Below are 21,713 nucleotides of genomic sequence, written 5' to 3'. Positions count from 1 at the left end.
TCGCCTTGAAAACGCCCTTCAGCCGTTCCGGCCTCAAGGACGCATGAATTGCAGCAGGATGGGCCCGAAAATGATCAGGAATGTCACGGGCATGATGAAGAGGACCAATGGGAACAGGAGCTTGACCGGCATCTCTTGGACGGCCTTTTCGGCGCGTTGGGATTGCTTGTCCCGCAGGGTCCCGGCCAACCGACGCAAGGTCCCTGCGACCCCCGTCCCGAACCTCTCCGCGTGGATGACGCTGGAGGTAAAAAGGGAAAAGTCGGTCAAGGAAAGCCTCAGGGCCGCCGATCCCATCGCCTCTTTTCGGCTCGAACCCGCACGGGTCTGCTCCAGGATCTCGCCCAGCTCGGTCGCCAAGGGACCGGTTCCGGCATGACGGACATATTGGTCCATGCCCTGCTCCAAGGAAAGGCCGGCCTCCGAGCAGAGCGAAAGGACCTCCAAGGCGTTCGGAAGTTCGATCAGCACCGCCCTTTCCCGGGCCAGGGCTTTCTCCCGGAGCCACAGGAACGGATAAAAAGCTCCCAATCCAAAGGCCAGGGTGGCCAGCAACCCGCTATCGGATAGGAGATAAAAAAAGGAACCACCCCCGAAGGCGGCCAGGGCCTGGTAGGCCATGACCTGGGTCGCTGTCCATTCCGCCTTCCTGGACCGGCGGATCCAATCTCCCAAGGATCGGTGATGATCCCGCAACAAGGGAAGGTCCACCCATCGGGAAAGCCAGCCTTCCAGGACGGGCAGGAGCGAGGCCAAGGGGACCCGGCGAACACGGGTTGTCCGGGCGGTCCGTAGCCGGGCCTCGTTCCGCGTCCGGTCGAATCTCTCCAGGCCCGTTCGAGCCAGCCCATAGCCCCCATAACCGATGGAAAGGGCGCAAAGGACCATTAAAAGCGATGCCATTTCAAACCTCCAGCCGGAGCAGCTGGCGGATCCAAAGGAAACCCGCAGATTCCAACAGGACAGCGGCCAGGAGAATGCCCCACCCCAGCTTGTCGGTGAAAAGCGGCATCATCATGGTCGGATCCATCAGGAAAAAAACGGCCCCCAGGAAAAAGGGAAGGCTCCCCATCAAGAGGCCGGAAAGACGGGCCTGGGCCGTCATGGCCTTCATGCGCCGGAGGATCCTCGCCTTTTCCTCCATTCCGTCCAGGAGGACCTCCAATAGCCTTGTCAAATTGGCCCCGGTCCTCCGGGAAATACGATAGGCCTCCACAAAACGCTGGACCGGGTCCAGGCCCCTCAAGCGCAAGGCCATTTGCGACAGGGCATCTTCCGGGGAGGAACCCAATTCGATCTCGGAACAGACGCGCTTCCATTCATCCGCCAAAGGCGCGGGCGTTTCCTCGGAAAGGTAAAGAAGTGTTTGGGGGATCGTCTGACCGGTCTTGAGGGCTTGGATGGCCATCCCCAGGGATTGGGGAAAAAGATCCTCGATGACCTGGGACCGCCGGCTCAGGTCCCATCCCATTTTCCAGCGGGGACCCCATTTCACGGCCGTCCAAACGGAGCCGATCACCAGGAGGGACCAAACACCCAGGTCCAGATCCACAAGGACCGCGATCACCAGTCCGGCCAGCGCCGCCACCGACCAAAGGACATCACGGCGGGAAAGCTTGAAAGTTCCTTTCCATAAGGGTCCTCGGGGAGCTTTTCCCCGGGGATCATTCCCCGCAATCCTCCGGGTCAGGTTCAGGGTCGCCGAAAAGATGAAAGCCCCAAAGCCCATAGCCGCCAGGGCCAAAAGGGCCGGAACCAGCCGATCCATCATGGGGTAACGCTCTTTTCCCGCTCAAAAGTTTCTTTTTCCACGATCTGCTGGAGCGATTCCTGGGCCTGGGTCTTGAGGAACGGGTCCTGGGATGCTGTGATCAAATGGTGCAATTGGGTCTTGGCGTTCTTCAGGTCCTGCAGTTTCAAGTAAGAATTCACGATCGAGAACTGGGCCGCATCCGCCATGGGATCCTTGGGGAATCGGTCGACCACGTTCTGAAAGCAATCCAAAGCTTCCGTGACCTTGTCCTCCAAAAGAAGACAGAGCCCGATCTGGAAGAGCGCATAGGATTCCCATCGTCCTGTCCCGGATGCGGTCAGGAGCTTCCGGTATTCCTTCGCGCTGGTCTGGTAATGGCCCTGCCAGAAGTGGCAATCCGCCAAGGCCTTTTGGCCTTCGACCGAAAGGAAGCCGGATGGGAAGGTCGCGACCAACGGGCGCAAGGGGACCCGGGCCCCTCCCAGATCACCTCTCCCGACCATCTGGGTGTAGGTCTGCAAGAAAAGGGCCTCGTTCTTGGCAGGGCCCGCCGCCAATTGCCCCGACGCGTCTTTTTCCAAAGCCAAAGCTTCGTCGTAACGGCCTTGGCGCAGGGACTCCTTGATCCTTTCGAGCGGGGCAGCTTCCAACTGGGTTGCGGGCGAAGGGGCCTGATGGCACCCCCCCAGGAGCAGCGTCATGAAAGCGACTAAATAAAGGTTCTTCATGGGTCCCCTCCGTCCTGTCGAAAGAATCCGCAACTCCCGTCGGTTACATTTGTTCCGGCGCCGAGACCCCCAAGAGTGAAAGGGCGTTGTGGATCACCCGGCTCACCCCCCGCGCAAGTCCCAGGCGGGCCGAGGAAAGGTTTTCCTCGCTGTCCAAGACACGGTGTTTACTGTAATACAGGTGGAAATCCGCCGCCAGGGTCTGCAGGTAGATGATGATCCGGTGTGGTTCATAGGCCCGGGCACTGTCCGCGACCCACTTGGGGAACTCCAGGAGCTCCCGCATGAGGAGTTTTTCCTCAGGCTCCACCAAAAGGGCGAACTGGGCCGGTTCCGTCGCCGGGCGCCTTCCCCGATCCGCGCCCTTGCGGATTAGGCTGCAGATGCGGGCATGGGCATATTGGATGTAGAAGACCGGATTTTCTTCGGTCTGCTTTTTGGCCACTTCGATGTCGAAGTCCAAATGGGTATTGGCGCCCCGCATCAGGAAGAAGAACCTGGCCGCGTCCCGTCCGACCTGGTCGAGAAGTTCCTCCATGGTCACGAACTTCCCTTCCCGCTTGGACATCTTCACCTTTTCCCCGCCGGAGAGGAGGCTCACCTGTTGGGCCACCAAAACCTCGAAACGATCGGGAGCGAACCCGAGGGCTTGATGGGTGGCCTTCATACTGAGGATATGGCCATGGTGGTCCGGGCCCATGATGTTGACCACCCGGTCGAAGCCACGGCCCAATTTATCCAGGTGATAAGCGATGTCCGCCACGATATAGGCCGGGATCCCATTGCTCTTGATGAGCACCTCATCCTTGGGGCCCCCGAACTCGGTGGCCTTGATCCAGACCGCCCCGTCCTTCTCATAGGTCAGCCCCATGGACTTCAATTTCTGGAAGGCCCTTTGGACCAGGCCCGTATCGTGCAACCCACGCCGCTCGGAGAACCAACGGTCGAACTGGACCCCATAGCGCTCCAGGGAAGCCCTTTGTCCGTCCACCATCCGGTCCATGCCCCATTCCCCCAGGAATTGGGGATCGTGAAGCTTTGGATCGGAAGCGGGAAATTGGCCCAGCGCCATCCGGGCCAGGTCGTCCATATAGGCGCCTTGATAACCCCCCTCCGGGGCCTCTTGATGGGTTCCTTGGGCGCGGCTCAGGGCAGCGGCCAGGGACTCCCCGAAAAGGCGGGCCTGATTGCCCGCGTCGTTGATGTAGTATTCGGTGGCAATCCTGCCGCCCGAAGCCTGGACCAACTTCCGGATGGCATCCCCCAGGACCGCCGCCCGGGCATTGACCACGTTCAAGGGCCCGGTCGGGTTCGCCGATACGAATTCCAGTAAAAGGTGCCAGTCCTTGAGCTCTTGGTTGGACCCATATCGGTCCCCCTCCTGGATCAAGGCCGCCAGCCGGGACTGAAGGGCCGAGGGCTTCAGCCAGAGGTTCAGGTAACCCGGGGGGGCCACTTCCGCCTTTTCAATGAGCGAAGGGTCCCATTCGGTCCTTGCGAGCAGGTCCTTGGCGATGACGAGCGGGTTTTGGCGGAGTTTCTTGGCCAACGACATGGCCAATGGGGTGGAAAGATCCCCGTGGCCCGCGTCCTTGGGCTTTTCCAACGTGATGGGCAAGGCTTCCTGTCCCAGGGCCTGGAGGCCCTTTTGGAGGGAAGCGGTCAGCGAATTTTGGATGCCGAAGATGTCCTGGTTCAAGGGTTCAGGGTCAGCAGGTTCTTGTAGATCAAGGACCGCATTTTGAGCTCCACCGATTCCAGGTCGCTCTTACGTCCCTCGAACATTTCCCGGATGATCTTCTCGATCTCCAAGGATGGCGCGGGAAGGAACTCGATCTGGCGGTCCCCACCCTGGTCCGACGTGACATGGACCAGGCCCATCCCGGCGAAGGTCTGAAGCTTTGCCTCTAGGGCGTCCTCCGGGAAGGAGATCAACTCGGCGATGGAGGACATGGAGAACCGGGACCCCTTGACCTGGAGCCAGACCCCCAGCAGGATCCGGGAGGTCGTGTTGGCGAAGAGCTTCTTGAATTTATTTCTTTCCGTGACGATCTCGCTCACGCCACTTCTCCTTCAATTTCGGGAAGTCCTTCCCCACCACGATGACCGCATCCACGCCGGGGATGGGCGTCGCCAACCCCTCCACCCGGGAAGCGTCCAGCCCCAGGCGGTCCAGGACCTCCTCCAGGGCCGGGGAACTGGAAAGGTTCGTCCGTAAAAGGGTCCGGGGATAGCGGAAATTGTCGGCGTTCCCGGTCCCGACCACTTGGGCATGGACACCCTTCAATCGGCGGGCCACCCAATCGGCGGCACCCGTTATACCACAACCATTTTGGATTTCCACAAGCAGAAGGGAAGGTGCTGGAGCCGTCGTCCCCACGGTCGGCGTCGGCTTGGACGCCGGCGCGGAAGCCTGATCGGACGGCGGGACCATGCCCGGGGCCGGGGGCGCGGGTCGGGGACCGGTGGCCAGGTAGGAACGGTCCGCCCAGGTCAGGTCATCGAATTCGTCGTCCGGCCCATGCCCCCGGAGTCCCTTCTCCCAGAAGGCGGGCCAGGCATCCTCGACCGCGGGAAGGCCAATAACGGCATGGAAGCGGCCCAGACCCTTCGCAAAACCCTCCAATCGTTCCGCATCGCCGCTCTTGAGGACTTCCATCGCGGTCTTTTTTTGGCCGGCATCCAGTTGCACCGGATCGACCTGCGGCCGTCCGGGCCCCAAGGGGACCTGGACCCGGAAGGCTTCCGGTATCTCGGCGTCACGCAGGACAAAAAAAACAAGGGGTGCCTGGGACCGGAAGGCGAGGAAACACCCGGCCAGGACGGCCGCCCCGATGAGATAGCCCCAGATCTTCGCTCTCACGTTCCACTCCCGATGAAGAAGTTATAGGTCTCCAGCAACCGGGGATGGACGACCCTGCCATTCCCCATCAAATGCCCGATGGTCATCCTGCATTTCAGCGTCACTGCGCCCGCCAACCCCCGGTGAGCCGCGGCCCGCGCCCGGTCCACGCCCGGAAAATGCCGTCCGGGTTCGATGAAATCCGCCACGAAGATCACCTGGGCCACCGGCGCCATGCCGGGACTCCCGAGGGTATGGCAACGGATGGCCTCCAGGATCTCCCGGTCACGGATCCCCCAGATCTCCCGGGCCAACCCCACTCCCGCATGGGGGTGCCAGAGGGCCGGGATCCCTTCCTCCCCGGGATCCATTCTTCCCCGGCTCTTCCCCACCCAGCGGAGCAGGAGGGTGCGGTCCATTTCCTTGGCGCTGTCATGGAGCCAAGCCGCCCAAAGGGCCTTGGGGACCGAAAGACCCGAACGGCGGGCCAAGCGGGCTGCGGTCCGGGCGACGCCCTGGATATGGCGGAACCGGCCGGGGCCGACCCGCGCCTTCACCCAGCGGACCACCTGGGGTCCCGGGGCGGCCTCAGCCATAGATCCCGGTATAGGCGATGCCCCGGATGATGGTGCGCTGGAAGAAGAGCAGCAGGATGACCGAAGGAATGGTGGCCAGGGTCAAGGCCGCCATGACCACGTTCCAAGGCTCCCCGGTGTCGATCAACTTTTGCACCCCCAGGACCAGGGGATAGTAATCGGGGTTGTTCAGGACGATCAAGGGCCAGAAGAAGCTGTTCCATGTCGTCACAAAGGAAAAGATCGCCAGGATGGCCATGATGGGCCCGGTCATGGGAAGGATGAAACGGATGAAGACGCGGGTCTCGCCGCAACCGTCGATGCGGGCGGCGTAGAGGATCTCATTGGGGATGGAGTCGTAGAAATCCTTCAGCACGATGATGCTGAAGGCGCTGAAAAGGCCGGGCAGGATCAAGGCCCAATAGGTGTTGATGAGGTTCACGTGATGGACCCCCGGGCCGAACGGGAAATATTTCATGATCAGGTAAAGGGGGATGACCAGGACCTCGACCGGTACCATGAGGCTCGTCATGAAGAGCAGGAAGATGCCGCTGGCGAAGGGGACCCGCAGCTTGGTCAGCGCATAGGCGGCCATGGAGCAGACCAGCAGTTGGCCCACCACCACGCAGACGCAGATGAAGAAACTGTTGAGGAAATAACGGTCGAAGGCCACCAGTTTGAAGGCCTGGAGGAAGTTGTCCAATCCGAATTGGGCCGGCAGGTAAGTCTGCGGCGTGGAATAGATCTCCGCCGGGGTTTTGAAGGCCCCCAGCACCATCCAGAGGACCGGCAACATGACCACCACCGCCCCGGCGACCAGCAACAAGGTCCCGAGCAGGATCATCAATCTCACCGAGGCCTTCTTCCTGTCCTGGTGGGAAAAGAGTCCCCGGCTGGCCGGGGGCGCCTTGGTTTTTTCGAAAACGACCGGACCGTTCTCCATGGTTCCCCCTAGCGCGAGACTTGTTTGATCTGGACGAAACGAACGAAGGTGAAGGCGAAAAGGGCCCCGAACATCAGCATGGCCATGGCCGAGGCATAGCCCAGGTCCATGCTCCCGAAGGCCGTCTTGTAGATGTAGGTCCCGATGACCTCGGTGGCGTGCATGGGCCCGCCATTGGTCATGACATAGACCTCGGTGAAGATCTGGAAGGTCATGATCACCTGGATGATGGACAGGGTCCACATGACCGGCACCAGGTAAGGGAGGGTGATGGAAAAGACCTTCTTCTTCAAGCCTGCCCCGTCCAATTCGGCGGCCTCATAGAGCTCGTCGGGCAGGTTCTGGAGCGAAGCGAAGTAGATGAGCATGAACCAACCCGTGTTCTTCCATACGAACATCAGGACGATCGAGATCAGCGCCCACTTGGGGTCCGAGAGCCACCCCACCGGCGGCTGGCCCAGGGCGCCCAGGATGGAGTTCAAGACCCCGAAGCCTTCATCGAAGATCCATTTCCAAAGATTGGCCGCCGGCACCACCGGGATCACGTAAGGGATCAGGTAAAGGAACTTCAACAGGCCCTTCCCGCGGGTCACCTCATTGAGCAGGATCGCCAGGAAGATCGGCGGCCAGAATCCCAGGATGATGGAGAGCAGGGTGAAATAGACCGCGTTGACCACCGTCTGCCAAAAAAGAGAATCCTGGAGGGCCCGCTCGTAATTGGCCCAGCCGACCGATTGACTGTGCCCCAACGGGTTGAAATGGCTCAAGCTGATCTGGAAACCCTGGATCATGGGGTAGAGATAGAAAATGACGAACAGGACCAGGGCCGGGAAAAGGAACCAGAAGGATTGGGCCCGGTAGCTGAAAGGGTGCCAGGCCGCCCGGCCAGGCCGGATGGGCTTATCCGGTTCGATCGGTTTGTCGAAGATGGAGGCGACCTTCCGGCGGTCGCGGATCTTCCCCGTCTCCTGGCGCTTGCGGATCAAGGCCTTGGCCCGGTCCTCGACGGACTCATTGGCCTCGCCCTTCAGGAAAGTGGCCTGTTCCAGGGCCTCGGAGGTCTTCTTTTCCCCGACGGGTTCCCCGGATCCCATCCCCAATTGACGCATCAGTTCATCCCGGGTCTTGTCGTCATCCCGGGTCGGGACATCCTCGATCTCGAGCCCCAAGTCGCCCTCATGGTCCTGGGGCACCTCGGGGATCGGGACCTTTTTGTCCTTCTGCTCATCGTCGTCATAGATCGAAAAGGGCTTGAAGTCAGCCATTCCCAAGGTCTCCTAACCGTGGGCCTTCCATCCCCTTTTTCAGGGAGTGGCCGGCACCTTGGCGAAAATATCCCGGTCCGCTTGCCGGGCGAAGCTCAATAAAAGGGCCCGTGGATCGGCCTCCGGGTCCAAGAGGATGTTCTGCAGGGGGTCGGAGTCCAAAAGGTCCCGGACCTGCGGCCACCCGTTCACATGGGGCTCGAACTTGGCCATGTTCATGGAATCGGCCACCATCTGGAATTCAGGTAGATTATTGACCTGGGCCGAAGGGCTGAAGGCCCCCGGGAAGATCACCATCCCCAATTCCCGCATCCGGGTCCACTTCCATAGTTGGTTGACGGGGGAAAGGTCGAATTCGATCCATTTCCAAGCCGCCTTCTTCCGATCCTCGTCGGCGGTGGAATTGATGACATAGACGTTCCCCCCCAGGTGCGCGGCCTTCCCTGCGGGGCCCGCCGGCAAGGGGGCGATCCCGATGGTCTTGGGGTCGATCTTGTAACGACTGATCAAGGGCGGCAATTGGTTCGCCACCCCGAACATCATGGCCACCTTGCCCAGGGCGAAAAGGTGGAGCAACTCGGGTTCCTGGATGAGCACGTCGGGCTGGAGGACATTGTCCTTGAACCGCAGGTCCTTCCAGAATTGCAGGGCCAGGACCGCCGGCGCCTCCGCGAAGGCCGCCCGCGGCTTCCCGTTCTCCATGCGGATCATCTCCCCGCCCGCCTGCCAGACGAAGTCCTGGAAATACCAGGTCTTCGGGATGAGCCCCAATCCATATTGGCCGGCGTTACGGTGGGTCAGTTTGCGTGCATCGGCCTGCAGGTCGGCCCAGTTCGCAGGAGGCTGGTCCGCAGGGATGCCGGCTTCGGTGAAAAGGTCCTTACGGTAGAAAAGAAAAAGGAAGTTGGTGTCCGAGGGGACCCCATAAAGATGGCTTCCCACCTGGGTGCTTTGCCACATGGTGGGGGGCATGAAATCCTGCTGGGACCAATTCTGCATATAGCTGTCGATGGGCTCCAGGAACCCCAGGGAGGCCAGGGTCTGGATGGCGCCCGCCCAGACCTTCACCAGGTCCGGACCCTTCCCGCCCGCCATGACGGTGATGAATTCCTCGGGCTGGTATTCCCGCTCGACCCCCTCGACCGCGATCCCCGGATTCTCTTTCTCGAACCTTTGGACCTCCTCCTCCCAAAGCTGCCGGTCCAAGGGCAGGGACTTGGGGGGCATGTTCCAGAGGGTCAGGTGGACCTGCCCGTCAGGGGGCCGGTGGTTCTGTTGGATGAAAAATTGGCTCAGACCGAAGAAAAGACCGGCGGCAAGGAGGATCAGAAGGACGTTCTTCATGGAAAGGACCGGCCTCCGGTTGGGTGGATACCGGGCATTTTAACAGAATCGCGGGGTCCGGGGGGGCGATTCGCTCCTTCAGTGCAAGGTCGTCAGGGAGATCACGACCCGGCGGTCCGGGTCCTCGGAAAGGGGCGTCGTCCCCTTCTTGGTGGAATCCTTATCGGCGTACCCCACCGCGAAAACGGCGGACTCCGGGACACCCAGGTTCTTCACCAGGTATTTCTTTACCTCCACCGCGCGGGCGTGGGACAGGGTCAAAAGATCCCCGGTCTCCGAGGAGGATGCGTAGCCTTTCACCACCAACAGGCTCTTGTTCATGTATTCCTTGATGGAACCGGCCGCTTTGTCCATGTCCTTTCGGGCGTAATCGGTCAGTTGGGAGCTTTGGGCGTTGAAATAGAGGGTCGTCAGGTTCAGCGTCAGTTGCTCCTGGTTGGAAGGGGGGCGATAGTCCACTTGAAATTCCACCGGATCGCTCTCACCCTTGTTCCCCGCCTTGTCCGTCGCTTCCAGCACCGCGCTCACCAAGGCCCCGGGTTTGACCGTTTGGCCGTTCGCATCGGTCCCGTCCCAGGTCTCGCTCTCGGGCGGTTGCCCGCTTCCATGGAAATCCTTGACCACCCTGTCGTCCTCGTCGCTCAGAACGAGCGTCCAATTTTCGACGCCCGAAAGGTCGGCGACATCCAAGGTGTATTTTTGCGGCGTCTTGTCCGACGGAGCCAGCCAGGTATTCTCCGCCTTCAAAGCGACCTCGGGCGGCGTGGAATCCAGCGTGAATTGGAGCGCGTCGCTCTTGAGGTTGTTCCCCGCCAGGTCTTGGGCCGTCAGGAGGGCCATGTATTTGCCGTCCTGGGCGGCGTGGTTGTTCAAGTCCTTGCCGTTCCATTTCAGGCTCTTGGGGAGCTTCCCTTTGCCCTGCTGTTGGTGGACCACCTTTTGGGTCGAGGAATCGCTGATCTCGAAATCCCAGCCCTGGACCGCGGCAGAACCGCCCGCGTTGACCGAAAGGGTCAGTTCCTTCTTTCCTCTTTTCTTCAAGAGCGGGGAAAAATAGGGATCGTCCAAGGCGATCTCGAACTTCGAGCGTGGAAGGAGGATATCGACCGTTTGGGAATCATCGGAAAGCATCTCATTTTTCTCGTTAAAGGTCCTCAGAACGATGGAATAGCGGCCCTCGGGGACAGGCTGTCCCGAATCATCCGTGCCGTCCCATAGGAATCCCGGCAGCAAACTGCCCGTGCCTCCCAATTCCCTTAAAGGTCTTTCATCCTGCCCCTGGATGAGGACCACCCACCGGGCGACACCCGGCCCCGTCTTGCCGGGGAACTTCACCCACGTGGTCTTTTGCCGCCCTGCCGGGGAGAAGACCTTGGGATCCACTTCGATGGACATTTTCCGTAAAGGAACGCCCGAAATCGGCTTGCCGACCTGAGTGGCGCCCCGCGTCAGGTCCTCCGAAGGCCCCAAAGTGATGGTGGAGGATGCTTCCGTGCGGGATCCCGGCACGGTCCCGGTCGGTTTGAACAATTCCCCGAAACGATAGACCAGGGACGAGAACAGCCCGATGTCCCCGCTTTGGGGGGCAGCGGTCAAGGCCAAGGTCACTTCAAAAGGTTGGGCGGGATGGTAACCGGCCCCCAAAGTGAAATAGCCGTCCGCATCAAAAGGATCGTCATAACCGATTCGGCCCGAGAATTGCCTTTCCTCGAAGAAATGCTCCACACCGAACCGCAGCCGGTTGTGCAGGGGAGTGTTCTGGAGGGTCTGGTCCACGATCTGGAAATCGGCCTCCACGCGGGTATCGGGAATGTTCTGGTAGGCGACCCCCAAGAGGAAGGTCCTGGGCAGGGTCAGGTCGTAACTGTTCCCGAAGCGGACCTCGGTACTGAGGTCCTGGATGGCCAGCGCGAAGGAGGCGATGGTCCCTTCGGGCCTTCGAAGATCGTAGGCGATCCCCAAGTCCAACCCCAGTCCGCTTCCTGGCATCACATTGGCCCCATTGAGGTCGGAGAGGGAAAGCACCTTCAAGTTCAACCCGAAAAAGAGGTCCCGGGCCGTATTAAGCGGCATGGCCACGGTCCCGATGTAGGTGGTCCTTGAAAAAGGCTGGTTCGGAAAATCGCTGAACTGGGAGAGAGCGAAGACCGTGCCGTCGGTCATGGGGTAAAGAACGGAAGTGTTCAGGAAAAGATCGGGACCTTGGGTGCCCAACCCCAATTGGGCCATGGGCTCGTTGGCACGGGCGACCCCGGCGGGGTTCAGGGAGATGGCATGGGTGCCCCCGACCACGGCCGAATCGGCTTGGCCCATGCCTAGGCTGTAGGCATCCTGCTGGGCCTGGGGGGACAAAGCGAATGAGGGCCCGGCGAACAAGGCGAGGCCCCATAGGAAGGTAAGGTGTGGGAAAGGTGTCTTTTTCATGATCGGCTGCCAAGGCTCCAAAAGGCGGATCGATCCGCCCATGCGTCATTCGGTGGCTCATTATAGTGGGTTTAACGAAAAGAGAATGCTTTAAGCCTGGGAGAGCTTACCACCGAAAAGGGAGAAAAGCGGTCCCTCGCCTTGTTCCCTACTAGATGTTGTACTGGGAATTGCCAAAATCTTTCAGGTCAGTAAATTCGACCGAAGAAAAAACTGGATCAACCTCACCGTAAATGATTCCCCAGGTCGTAAAGGGTGGCGACCAGGAAAGCCTTGAGAAAATAAAGGATCAAAATGACGATCATGGGTGAAAGGTCCACCCCATGGAGACGCCAAGGCGGAAGGATGCGGCGGACGGGACTCAGAACAGGTTCCGTGACCGCGTGAATGAACCGGACCAACCCGTTGTAGGGATCGGCGTTCACCCAGGAGATGACCACGCGGAAAATAATGACCCAGATATAGAGGAAGATGACCCCGCCCAGCAATTGGGCCAAGGCATAAAAAAGGTTCCCGAGAACGAACATGGTCAATCCCTCCCTTGCGGGGTCACCAGGACCCATGTTTTCTTGTCCGTGTCCAGGTATTTCTCCGCCACACGCCGAACATCCTTCAAGGTGACCTTCTGGATCTTCCCCGGGACGAGGGCGAGGGTCCCCGCCCCATGCCCGGCCATTTCATAGCGGGCGTAGGAAAGCAGTTGGGATCGGTTGGATTGCAGCCCCATCTTGAAAAGTCCCGCCATATAGGTCTTGGCCCTTTCCAATTCGGCCTGTGTTATGCGCCCGGTCCACAGATCGAAGAGGACCCGCTCCATCTCGGCGCGGGCCGAATCCGCCTTGGATGGATCGCATCCGATATAGATCTGATAGATCCCGGCCCGGGCGCCGGCGTCATGGGAAGCATAGACACTGTAGGCCAAGCTCCTTTTTTCACGCAATTCCAAGAAAAGCCGTCCCCCCATTCCGTTCAAAAGGGTGTTCAAGACCCGGAAAGGGAAATAATCGTCCGAACGGAACGAGGGCGCCGAAAGTCCCAGGACCAAATTGGATTGTTGGGTCCCCTGCCGAAAGCGCAAGGTCCTGGATGCCACATCATGATGGCCCCCGTCCCTTCCGGGCCTCCCAGGCTTGCGGCGGCCCCGCGGATCGGTTTCCAGGAGTTTCAAGAGTTTTTCCGGCTCCATATCCCCTACCGCGAACCATGTCAGCGGTTTCTTCTTGATGAACCGATGGTGCCAATCACGCATCGCTACCGAACCGATCTTGGAGAGGGTCTCGGGCTCTCCGAGAGGAGCGTGGGCATAGGGCGTTCCTTGGAACGTCAAGAGATCGGATTGAAGGAGGGCATATTCCGCCGGATCGTCCTTCAACCGGGCGACAGCCGCCATTTGCATCTTTCGCTCCTTGGCCGTTTCCGAGGGGAGGAAGGCCGGGTCCCGCAGGGTTTCCCGGAAGAGTTCGTAAGCCCTCTCGAATTGCGGTACCAGGCAATCCAAGGTCAGGCCCCAATAATCCTTATCCATGGAGGCGTCCAAATGAGCCCCCAGACTCTCGATACGGTGGGAGAAAATGTCATGGGAAAGTCGGCTGGTTCCTTTGAGAAGGCATTTGGTCATTAAGGAGGTGATCCCATAGACTTCGGGCCTTTCCTCACTGAACCCGCCCGGAACGAACGCCCCCAGCGAGACCAAGGGAAGCGACTTTCGGCGCCGGAACCAAAGGGTTTCGCCGTTGCGAAGCACAATCTTGGCCGGGCCATCCGGGCTTCTTTTCACCGCCTTCCGGGGACGGTTTTTGGGGGAGAGCGCTTTCTCCAGCACCCCTTCCCAATGGGCCCGGTCACCTTTCGGGGCTTGGCCTTTCGGATGATAAATGAGGAGCGATGCCCGGACCGCTGTCAGATAGCGTCGCCCCACCCGGGTGATGTCCTTTTCTGAAACCGCATCCAAGGCTCGCAGGAAGGCTTCTTCCTTCTCATAGCCTCCCTGCAATTCCCAGAAACCGAGGGTCTTTGCCTGGCCATCCACGTTTTGCTTTTCGAAAACTTTTGAGGATTTAATACGATTTTTCACCTTTTCCAATTCTTGCGGCGGAAGAGGCCCCTCCAGGAGCCGGTCGATCTCCGCTCCAATACCCGATACGCAATTTTCGAGCCGCGAGGAGTCCGTCAGGGCCTGGAACACCAAAGCCCCACCGTATTTTCCGGAGAAATGCTCGCTGGCCACATCGTCGGCATCCTGGGTCCTTTCGCGCAAGGAAAGATTGAACCGGCTCGAGGCCCCATCCCCCAAAAGTGCCGCCAGGATCTCCAGGGGCGCCGAATCAGGGTGTTCCAGGGCAACGGTCGGGAACCCGACCGATAGGTAAATCTGCTGGACTTCCCCCTCCTCCAAACGCAGCTTCAATCCGGCCGGTTCGTTATCGGATGCCGTCCGACGCACCGGCGGCAGGACCTTCCCCTTTCGACCCCACTGGGCCGCTACCCAGCGTTGGACCTTGGACGCTTCCACGTTCCCTACGACTGAGATCACCATATTGGCTGGAACATAATGATGGTCATAATAACGCTTCAGCCTCTCTCGGGGCACCGCTCGAAGGATCTTGAGGTCGCCAATGACCGGCCAATGATAGGGATTCTTTCGGAACAGCATTCCCAGGAGTATCTCCCAGGACCAGCTCCAGGGATCGTCACGGCGCATCCGCATCTCTTCGAAGACCACCTCCTTTTCCTTCGCCAATTCCTTGGCGTCGAAAAGGGAGTGCTGGTAGGCGTCGAATTCGATATCAATGGCCTTTTGGACCTGTTCGCTGGGAAGGACCACATAAAAACAAGTGTGCTCGTAACTCGTGAAGGCGTTCAGGTAGCCGCCGGCCGCCTCGACCTGGCGGGAGATCTCCCCGACCCCCCTTTTCCGGGTACCCTTGAAGATCATATGTTCGATCAGGTGGGCCATTCCCCGTTCATCCGGCCTTTCGTCGACGGAACCGGCTTCGACCCAAAAGTTCAGGGCCACCACAGGAGTGTTCGGCTCTTCCTTCACCAGGAGGGTCGCTCCATTCTTGAACTTGAACCGTGTCACGGCGCCCGGAGCGGGGATCGATTTTGATGGCATTGATTACAAACCTTTCCTTTTAAGGAACGGATTATTAGGAAAACAACGAAGGGATCATGCCTAAGGTAAGGAAAAGAACGCAGGGGTTCAAGGATGGGAGAGGATGCTGACCAGGCCCCGAAGAGCTCTGGGACTCTAAAAAAGTGGTGCGCGCCCCAACAGGCACTACACCAACCCTTTTTCATCGAAAGCCGACGGCTTTCAATATCGAACAATGAGAGTTGGTGCGGAAGGGGGGAGTTGAACCCCCATGAGGTTGCCCCCGCTAGCACCTGAAGCTAGTGCGTCTGCCAGTTTCGCCACTTCCGCAAGATCATCTGGCTTGTCTCAAAAGGCCCCGTAGTATAAATTGACATCCGAGAACCTGTCAAGCAAGGCCCCCTTCCCCCTCGCTTCCCCCCTCGTTCCAAATAAAATACTGAAGATCGCTCCATGCTTTTTTCATGAAAGAAGAAACATTTGTCGAAGAAACACAGTCACAAAAATTCGAATTCCCGTAAACGCAAGGGACCCAGGCCCCCGCGGCAACACCAAGGCCCGCATTCTCGCCACCACTCGAAGGGCCACAAACCCTCGGGTCCTTCGCAAAAAAAGGGTGCCCACCTGCTGGAAGGCCGTGTCCAAGCCAATGAGAAAGGCTTCGGCTTCTTCATCCCGGCTGACGGGAGCGAGGACGCCTTCGTTCCGCCCCGCTTAATGAACGGCATTATCGACGGGGACCTGGTCAAAGCCGATGTCCGGATCGACAGCTATAAGCCCGGGAAATTCATCGTGGAAAGCCTCGAACTCGTCAAACGGTCCCACAACACCGTGGTCGGGACCCTTTTCAACGAGCAAGGACAGACCTTCCTGAAACCCGACGACACACGGTTGCCGGTGGCCAAGGTCGAAAAGGGCCCCATTCCCCCCGTCGAGGGTCAAAAAGCCGTGCTTCGGATCAGCCAATGGCCCGGGGAGGGCCGCCGCCTGATGGCGGGCCGGCTGGAGGAGCTTTTGGGCTTCCCCGGCGCGCCCGGCGTCGACATCAAGAGCGTCATCCGCAAATATGAATGGCCGGAAAGCTTCCCCCAATCCGTCATGGACCAGGTCGCCCGCTTCCCCGCCGATCCCGGTCCGGAGGACTGGGAGGGCCGCATGGACCTGCGCCACCTGCCCATCCTGACCATCGACGGCAAGGACGCCAAGGACTTCGACGACGCCATTTCCCTGGAGCGCCTGGCCAACGGTCGCCTCCGGTTGGGGGTCCATATCGCCGACGTTTCCCATTATGTTTCCGAAGGAACGCCCCTGGACGTGGAGGCCTTCGCCCGCAGCACCAGCCTCTACCTGGCCGACCGGGTGCTCCCCATGCTCCCCCAAGCCCTGTCCGACGGACTTTGTTCCCTGCGGGAAGGTGTCCCCCGCCTGACCGTCAGCGCCTTCCTGACCTATACCGCCCAAGGCCAATTGCAGGGGACCGAGTTCCGCAACACCGTCATCCAAAGCGGACGGCGGGGCATCTATGAAGAGGTCCAGGCTTTCCTGGATGGGAAGGCCACGCCCGAGATCAAGTCCAAATACGAACCCTTTGCCGCCACCCTCCAGGACATGCTCCATTTGTCCCGGGCCATCCGGAAGGAACGCGAGCGGAAAGGTTCCCTGGATTTCGATTTCCCGGAAGTGCGGGCCATCATCGAGAACGGCAAGATCGTGGGCGTCCAGCAGAAGGAACGCCTGGAGACCCACCGGCTCATCGAGGACTTCATGGTCTCGGCCAACGAGGCCGTCGCCACCTTCCTGGACGGCAAGAACTTCCCGACCCTCTACCGCATCCATGAGCCGCCCGAGGCCCGGGACCTGGAGGACCTGACCACCTTCCTGGACGCCTACCACATCCCCCACAAGGGCTTGGACCTCTCTACCCCCCAAGGGATGCAAAAACTCATCCGCTCGGTCCAAGGCGGGCCTTGGCAGGCCCCCGTCTCCACCCTCTCCCTCCGGTCCCTGAAACTGGCCGTCTATGCCACCCGCAACGCGGGCCATTTCGGGCTGGGCCTGGATTCCTACTGCCACTTCACGTCCCCCATCCGGCGCTACCCCGACCTTATCGTGCACCGTTCGTTGAAAAAAGCTCGGTTGCAGTCGACCCCGCCGCCTAAAAGCCGTCACCTGGACAAAATGGCCCTGCAGACCAGCGAGCAGGAACGGAAGGCCGAGAAAGCCGAGCGGGAAAGCCAAAGGATCCTTCAGTTGCGGTTCATGGAAGGGCAGGTCGGCAGGACCTTCCCGGGCACGGTGCGGCACCTCACGGCCCACGGGGCCTTCGTGGAACTGGAGGCCCTGGGAGTGGAAGGCTTCTTGCCCATGGAAAGCCTGACGGACGACCTCTATACCTTCAATGAGGGGTCGCTTTCCCTCAACGGAAAAAGGAGCCGACGCATTTTGATCGGCGATAAGATGACCGTGTCCGTGGCCAACGTGGACATGGTCCTGCAACGGATGACCTTGACGAGGATCTATGAGCGAGAGAGCACCAACACTCCAAAACCGTAAAGCCCATCACGATTATTTCATCCTGGAAAGCCAGGAGGCGGGCATCGCCCTGGCCGGATGCGAGGTCAAATCCATCCGCAACGGCAAAGCCAGCCTCCAGGACAGTTTCGCCAGGGTGGAAAAGGACGAGGTCTGGCTCTATGGGATGCACATATCCCCCTACGAACAAGGGAACCGCTATAACCTTGAGCCCACCCGGGTCCGCAAATTGCTCCTGAAACGCTCCGAGATCCAGAACCTGGCCCACCGGGTCCAGGAAAAGGGCCTCTCTATGGTCCCCATCCGCCTTTACTTCAAGCACGGCAAAGTGAAGATCCAATTGGCCATTGCCAGGGGGAAATCGGTCCGGGACAAACGGGACAAGCTGCGGGAAAAGGAAGCGAACCGGGACATCGACCGGGCGCTCAGGGCCCGCCAGAAGCGTCTCTAGGTCAGATCTTTTTGGCTTGCGCCCTCAGTTCCTTGAGGAAATTGTCTTCCGAGAGCGGATGGCTGAAGATATATCCTTGCACCGCATCACAATGATTGTTCCGCAGGAACTCCAATTGGGTCTCCGTCTCCACCCCTTCCGCCACCACGGTCAATTTCAGGCTATGGGCCAGGGCCACCACCGCATTGACGATGGCCGCGTCGTTGGGATCGGTCGTAATATCCCGAACGAAAGAACGGTCGATCTTAAGGGCCTCCAAGGGGAACCGCTTCAGATAACTCAAGGACGAGTAGCCCGTCCCGAAATCATCCAAGGAAAGTTTGATCTTCATCTTCTTCAACTCGTTCAGTGCCGAAATGGTGAAATCGGCGTTCTTCATGGCGATCGATTCGGTGATCTCCAGTCCCAGCCACTTCGGGTCCAAGCCCGTGTCGTGGAGGATCTGGGAAATAGAAGCCACCAGGTTCCGTTGTTGGAACTGGCGGGCCGATAGGTTCACGCCGATGCAAACCTTCTCACAACCCGCCTCCTGCCATTCCTTGTTCTTGGCGCAAACGTTCCGGATGACCCATTCCCCGATGGGGACGATCAGCCCCGTCTCCTCGGCCAATCCAATGAACTCCGTCGGAAAGACCAAGCCAAGGTCCGGATGCTTCCAACGCACCAGGGCTTCGGCCCCCACCAGCTTCTGGGTCTTGATCTCGTACTGGGGCTGGTAATACACGACGAATTCTTCCCGGTCCAGGGCCCGGCGCAGGCTGTTCTCCATCAAAAGCTGCTTGAAGGCGCTTACGTTCATCACCGATGCGTAGAGCTGATAGTTGTTCCGCCCCTGTTCCTTCGCCCGGTACATGGCCGTCTCGGCGTTCTTCAGCAGCAGCTCGGCGTTCTCCCCGTCCTCCGGGTAAAAGGAAATACCGATGCTGGTCGTCAGATGGAGTTCGTGGTTGGAGACCTTGAAGGGCGCGGCCAATAGTTCAATGATCTTCTGGGCATGTTGGGTCGCCTCCTCCACGCTGTTGATCTGTGGCAGCAGCAGGGTGAACTCGTCACCCCCAAAGCGCGCGATGGTCTCGCTTTCATGGAGGACCTCGAGCAACCGCTCGGCCACCGCCACCAAGAGTTTATCCCCCAGGATATGGCCCAGGGTCTCGTTGATGTTCTTGAAACGGTCCAAGTCCAGGACAATGACCCCCAACATCTGCCTGTTCCGGTGGGCCTGTTTCATCGCCTGTTCCAAGCGGTCCTTGAAAAGCATCCGGTTGGGCAGGTTCGTCAAGGGGTCGTAATAGGCCTGCCGGCGAATGGTCTCCTCCGCCCTTTTACGATCGGTAATGTCCCGGGCGATCGCCTGGACCAGTCTTTGCCCCCCCCATTCGAAAAGATGGGCGTTGATCTCCACCGGGATCTTGAGACCGTTCTTGGCCACCTGATGCTTCTCGAAACTCAAATGGTCCTGTTGAATGAGCTTTTGTAGGTGCTTGGGGATGTCCCCGGTCTCATCCTGGATGAATAATTCCTGGAAGGTCTTCCCAAGCAACTCCGACCTGGCGTAACCCAATTTGACGCATGCCACATCGTTGGCTTCCAGGATGGGACCAGGGCTCCCATCCGGCCGGATGGCGAAAAGAAAGATGCTGTCGAAGGCATTATGGAAAAGGACCCGGAACTTCCCCTCGCTCTCCAAAAGGGCCTGTTCGTTCCTCTTACGCATCAAGGCGCCCGCGAACATCTCGCCCGTGATCTTGAAAAGGGCCAAGTCCTCAGGCGTCCAGGTCTTCGCCGCCCGGGTGGTACTGAAGGTCAGGAATCCGATCAATGTTCCGGCGGTCGCCAAAGGAACCGCCACGATGGACCGGACACCCCTGCGCCCCAGGAATTCCCTTTCCGCGGAGGCTTCCGCCGGAAGCTCCTCCAAGGAGACCAATTGGATCGCCTCCCCCTGGCCCAGCTTTTCGGAGAACCACGGGAAGGAATCAAGAGAGATCCCCGAGACCTCATCGGAAAGGGGGTCCACCCCTTCCGAATACCACTCAAACGCCGGGTTCGGGCTCTTTTCTTTCTGGACGACGTACATGAAGACCCGGTCGACCCCAATGAACCGACCGATGGACCCGATCCCGTTGCGGATTCCCTCGTCGATCTGGGGCAGTGGCAGGTTGATAAAGTGGGAGGAAAGGCTTGTGATGAGCTTCTCGAATTCCATCCGTTTTTGAAGGACCCTCTCCATGGAGCGCCGTTCGGTCACGTCCACCGAGAATCCGTTCACTCCCACCACGGCTCCTTGGGCGTCCCGGACCGGGGAAAGGTGGGTATCGAAGACCAGGCCACCCGTCTCTAGGAATTCGGAGAATTCTTCCCCGGACAAGGCCCGCTTCAAGCTTTGGACGATCCCCGGATTATCGCGGTAAAGGTCGAAAGCGGAAGTGCCGACCACTTGTCCCGGCGCGAAGCCAAGACGCTTGAGGGCGCTACCCTCCGAAAGGGTGAAGATCCCATTCCGATCGATGGCGAAAAGGACCACCGGGGCCCCGGTGACAACCGTCCGAAGCCTTTCCTGACTTTCCGTCAGCGCCTTTTCGGCCTTTCGACGCTCCGTAACATCATCGACCATGATGACGCGGGCCTTTCGACCTTCGAACTCGATGGTATGGGAAATGATCTCCACATCCCGGATCTCGCCGGACTTCGTTCGATGGCGGACAATCTCATGGACCACGGAAAGTCCGTCGCGGATCTGATCAACCTTCCGCATCAACTCCCCGAGGTCCTTCGGGTCCCGGAGATCCGGCAATTTCAGGGAACGAAATTCAGCGGGGGTATATCCGTACTTCTGGACCGCCTCGTCATTGACCGCCAGGATCGAGAGATCCTCCAGGTCGTAGATCAACATGGGTTGGGGATTGCTCTGGAAAAGGAGCTTGTACTGGAGATCCTGGGACCGGAGGCTTTCCCTGAGGCTTTTCTGCTCGGTGACGTCCCGGATGATGGAAACGATCTTCTTATCGCCACCGTCCAAGAAGGCCTTGATGGTCCATTCCAATTGGAGCGGCTCTCCTGTCTTGGCCATGAAAACCCCCTCATGGCGCACAAACCCCTTCCCGCTTTTCAGGTGATGGTCCAATTTTTCCTGGATGGTCTTGCGGGTTTCAACGGAAAGGAGGTCAAAAAAAGACTCGAAGGAGGTCAACTCGTCACTGGAGAAACCGCTGATCTTGCAAAAGGTCTCGTTGGCATAAAGGACCCGGGGCGGGTCCAAGACGAGGATCCCCTCGCCCAACTCCGCCACGGCCTTCAAAAGGACGTCATCAATGAAGCTTTTCAATTGATGAGGAAGGTTCAATAGTGGCCCTTTCCGGTGCAACGGGATGGGCTAACATTTTACTACGAGCCAGGCCTTATCCATGGAGGAAATAATCAGGCTCATTCCCCGGCCGCCATTTGATATTGCAGCCGATGCCCGGCTTTTGTTCTACAGAAAGCGGCTTTCCGGCCAAGGCGCCATCCAAGGCGGCCCGGAGGTCATTTCCCGTAACAGGAACCTGGTTTTTGGGACGGCTGTCATCCAGCTGACCCCGGTAGATCAGTTTCCGGTCCCGGTCGAAAAGATAGAACTCAGGGGTACAGGCGGCGCGGAAAGCCTTGGCAGCATCCTGGGAAGCATCGAAAGCCAAGGGGAAATTCAAGCCCAAGGTCTCCCCCATTGTCTTGAGGTTTTCCGGGGAATCATCCGGGTGGGTCCCAGGATCATTGGAGCTGATA

17 protein-coding genes and 1 tRNA gene are annotated in these 21,713 nt (G+C 59.4%); 2 read left to right on the top strand and 16 right to left on the bottom strand.

Going from position 1 to position 21,713, the window contains the following annotated elements; genetic code table 11:
* Positions 1 to 33: 33 nt before the first annotated feature.
* From VHE12_11460 to VHE12_11395, 14 genes are all read right to left on the bottom strand, one after another.
* Positions 34 to 903 (bottom strand): type II secretion system F family protein, encoded by an 870-nt coding sequence (locus VHE12_11460; GenBank protein ID HVZ81393.1) that lies wholly within the window; start codon positions 901 to 903, stop codon positions 34 to 36.
* A gap of 1 nt (position 904) precedes the next feature.
* The gene (locus tag VHE12_11455; protein ID HVZ81392.1) at positions 905 to 1,771 is read right to left on the bottom strand and encodes a type II secretion system F family protein; all 867 of its coding nucleotides are present in this window, start codon (positions 1,769 to 1,771) and stop codon (positions 905 to 907) included.
* Positions 1,768 to 2,481: a tetratricopeptide repeat protein gene (locus VHE12_11450; protein HVZ81391.1), complete on the bottom strand. Its 714-nt coding sequence runs from the start codon at positions 2,479 to 2,481 to the stop codon at positions 1,768 to 1,770. Before VHE12_11450 ends, VHE12_11455 begins: the two co-directional genes overlap by 4 nt.
* Positions 2,482 to 2,524: 43 nt before the next feature.
* Complete coding sequence (argS, locus tag VHE12_11445) at positions 2,525 to 4,180, bottom strand: arginine--tRNA ligase (protein HVZ81390.1); 1,656 nt, start codon at positions 4,178 to 4,180, stop codon at positions 2,525 to 2,527.
* A complete protein-coding gene (locus VHE12_11440; protein ID HVZ81389.1) occupies positions 4,177 to 4,542 on the bottom strand; it encodes a hypothetical protein in 366 nt (121 codons plus the stop codon). Before VHE12_11440 ends, argS begins: the two co-directional genes overlap by 4 nt.
* Positions 4,514 to 5,344 (bottom strand): LytR C-terminal domain-containing protein, encoded by an 831-nt coding sequence (locus tag VHE12_11435; GenBank protein HVZ81388.1) that lies wholly within the window; start codon positions 5,342 to 5,344, stop codon positions 4,514 to 4,516. The genes VHE12_11440 and VHE12_11435 overlap by 29 nt, the downstream gene beginning before the upstream one ends.
* Positions 5,341 to 5,919: a bis(5'-nucleosyl)-tetraphosphatase (symmetrical) YqeK gene (gene yqeK / locus VHE12_11430; protein ID HVZ81387.1), complete on the bottom strand. Its 579-nt coding sequence runs from the start codon at positions 5,917 to 5,919 to the stop codon at positions 5,341 to 5,343. The genes VHE12_11435 and yqeK overlap by 4 nt, the downstream gene beginning before the upstream one ends.
* Positions 5,912 to 6,841 (bottom strand): carbohydrate ABC transporter permease, encoded by a 930-nt coding sequence (locus VHE12_11425; protein ID HVZ81386.1) that lies wholly within the window; start codon positions 6,839 to 6,841, stop codon positions 5,912 to 5,914. Before VHE12_11425 ends, yqeK begins: the two co-directional genes overlap by 8 nt.
* A gap of 8 nt (positions 6,842 to 6,849) precedes the next feature.
* Positions 6,850 to 8,106, bottom strand: coding sequence for a sugar ABC transporter permease (locus VHE12_11420; protein ID HVZ81385.1), 1,257 nt, complete (start codon positions 8,104 to 8,106; stop codon positions 6,850 to 6,852).
* Positions 8,107 to 8,145: 39 nt separating this feature from the next.
* Positions 8,146 to 9,450, bottom strand: a complete 1,305-nt coding sequence (locus VHE12_11415) for a sugar ABC transporter substrate-binding protein (protein ID HVZ81384.1) — start codon at positions 9,448 to 9,450, stop codon at positions 8,146 to 8,148.
* A 78-nt stretch (positions 9,451 to 9,528) separates the two neighbouring features.
* On the bottom strand, positions 9,529 to 11,874 hold the full coding sequence (locus VHE12_11410) for an OmpA family protein (GenBank protein HVZ81383.1): 2,346 nt from the start codon (positions 11,872 to 11,874) through the stop codon (positions 9,529 to 9,531).
* A gap of 224 nt (positions 11,875 to 12,098) precedes the next feature.
* Positions 12,099 to 12,401: a YggT family protein gene (locus tag VHE12_11405; protein ID HVZ81382.1), complete on the bottom strand. Its 303-nt coding sequence runs from the start codon at positions 12,399 to 12,401 to the stop codon at positions 12,099 to 12,101.
* A gap of 2 nt (positions 12,402 to 12,403) precedes the next feature.
* Positions 12,404 to 14,989, bottom strand: a complete 2,586-nt coding sequence (locus tag VHE12_11400) for a pitrilysin family protein (GenBank protein ID HVZ81381.1) — start codon at positions 14,987 to 14,989, stop codon at positions 12,404 to 12,406.
* A 222-nt stretch (positions 14,990 to 15,211) separates the two neighbouring features.
* Positions 15,212 to 15,298 (bottom strand) — tRNA-Leu (locus VHE12_11395).
* 150 nt (positions 15,299 to 15,448) lie between these two features.
* Here VHE12_11395 and rnr point away from each other — a divergent pair.
* Together rnr and smpB are read left to right on the top strand one after the other, a co-directional pair.
* Entirely contained in the window at positions 15,449 to 17,521 is a 2,073-nt protein-coding gene (gene rnr, locus VHE12_11390) for a ribonuclease R (GenBank protein ID HVZ81380.1), read from the top strand.
* Entirely contained in the window at positions 17,487 to 17,951 is a 465-nt protein-coding gene (smpB, locus tag VHE12_11385) for an SsrA-binding protein SmpB (protein ID HVZ81379.1), read from the top strand. Before rnr ends, smpB begins: the two co-directional genes overlap by 35 nt.
* Before the next feature lies 1 nt (position 17,952).
* Here the strand turns inward: smpB and VHE12_11380 are convergent, their stop codons facing one another.
* Complete coding sequence (locus VHE12_11380; protein ID HVZ81378.1) at positions 17,953 to 21,276, bottom strand: EAL domain-containing protein; 3,324 nt, start codon at positions 21,274 to 21,276, stop codon at positions 17,953 to 17,955.
* 73 nt (positions 21,277 to 21,349) lie between these two features.
* Positions 21,350 to 21,713: thioredoxin family protein (locus VHE12_11375; protein ID HVZ81377.1), on the bottom strand; the 364-nt coding region annotated here is incomplete at its 5' end.

The sequence above is a fragment of the bacterium genome (assembly GCA_035549195.1).
In the GTDB taxonomy this organism is placed as follows: Bacteria; Oederibacteriota; Muellerivitia; order Muellerivitales; family Muellerivitaceae; genus DASZRK01.
The sequence above is the reverse complement of the archived record's forward strand: the minus strand, read 5'-3'. Positions and strand labels throughout refer to the sequence as shown.